Raw genomic sequence first — 1558 nt, 5'->3', positions numbered from 1 at the left:
TTAAAGAATATCGACCCACTGGGTAGGATAACACATTGCGAGCCTCCGTCCATTTATGGAAAGTCAGGTAAATCTTGCCGAGCAATGCCATTGCAGCACCGGAAGTCACTCGTCCCATATCGGCACTTGTATAAGAAGATGGCAACATATTTTCATTAATAACCTGATTCAAATCACCGACAAGAAAATCATAAACCTGTTGATCGGAACTGCGCCCGATTTTAAGAGCTTCAGCCACTGTCACCACTTTATTAGTCATCGGTATCCCTCCCCATAAACGATACATATTAAAATAAGTAAGGGCACGGATGAAAAGAGCTTCGCCTTTATATTGTTTTTTCAGAGTCGCGTCGAAATTGGCTTCATCAATTCTATCTAATACAAGATTGCAACGATAAACTCCATTATTAAAGTTCGCCCAGGCGGCCTCCAGAATTCCATTAGAGGCTTTATCTGCAAACTGATCGATATCATAACGATCTTGTGTTCCGGCAGTGGGCGCACTCAATGTCAAATTATCACTCCGATATTCGCAACACTCTGTAAAATAGGAAACTTGTGTCTGCAATTTGGAGTAACATCCTATCACGGCTACATTAAAATCTTCCGCTGTCTTATATACCTTGTCGGTAGGCACACTGCTACTCGGTTCCAAATCGAAGAAACTATCTGTACAAGCAACTGATAACAAGGCAGTTGATAGGAATAGTATTAGTTTATATTTTTTCATATAACGTGTATTTTAAAGGATGATTAAAGTGTTATGTTCAGCCCGAACAAGAATGTTTTAGCTAATGGATAAGTTCCATAATCCTCACCCGGTGAAAGAGAATTACTCGGACGTGCATTTACTTCCGGATTATATCCGCTATAATTAGTCGAAGTCCATAAATTTTGTCCGGAAACGTAAACTCTTAATTTTTCCACGAAAAAGCGTTGAGTCAGGTTCTTCGGCAAGGTATATCCTAGTGTCACATTCTGCAGTCGCAGATAAGAACCATCTTCCAGATGCCAGGTTGAAGTACGACCATTATACCCCTTTGACTTACGGTTGGCACGATTCACCTGACCGTTTCCCGGATCTTCCGGACTTTTCCAACGATTCAAGGCTATAGTGGTGCCATTGGTATTACCTTCCAGATTATCAATATAACGACGATTCAGATTCAGAATCTCATTACCATATACTCCTTGAAAATTAAAATCAAGGTCAAATCCCTTAAACCAGACTTTACCACCAAACCCATAGGTAAAATCGGGCATATAGTTACCTACGATCGTACGATCTTTATCCAAGTCCATCACTCCATCCCCGTCGACATCCACAAAGCGGAAATCTCCCGGCTGGGTATTGCTGAAATGAGGATACTTTTTTAATTCCTCTTCATTGGAAAAAATTCCATCCTGCACCAACAGATAATAACATCCGATGGGTTCACCGACTTTCGTTATGTAATAAGCATGATCTACGCTACCGGTAGATATGATAGGAGCATTACCCGGACCGAGCGCCTTCACTTCGTTCGTATTAGTGGCATAATTGGCATTAAACGAATAA

General features: G+C 40.9%; 1 protein-coding gene and 1 pseudogene. Both read right to left on the bottom strand.

Annotated features, from left to right (window positions below; all coding sequences use genetic code 11):
• A partial coding sequence (locus tag QZ076_RS21955; protein WP_293717236.1) for a RagB/SusD family nutrient uptake outer membrane protein occupies nucleotides 1-730 on the bottom strand: 730 nt, incomplete at its 3' end.
• Between the two features lie 23 nt (nucleotides 731-753).
• Nucleotides 754-1558: pseudogene (locus QZ076_RS21950) on the bottom strand (SusC/RagA family protein); the annotation flags it as partial.

Origin of the sequence: uncultured Parabacteroides sp. (genome assembly GCF_905196875.1) — a bacterium.
GTDB lineage: Bacteria > Bacteroidota > Bacteroidia > Bacteroidales > Tannerellaceae > Parabacteroides.
Note: the sequence above shows the minus strand (reverse complement) of the source record. Positions and strands in the feature narration are given on the sequence as shown.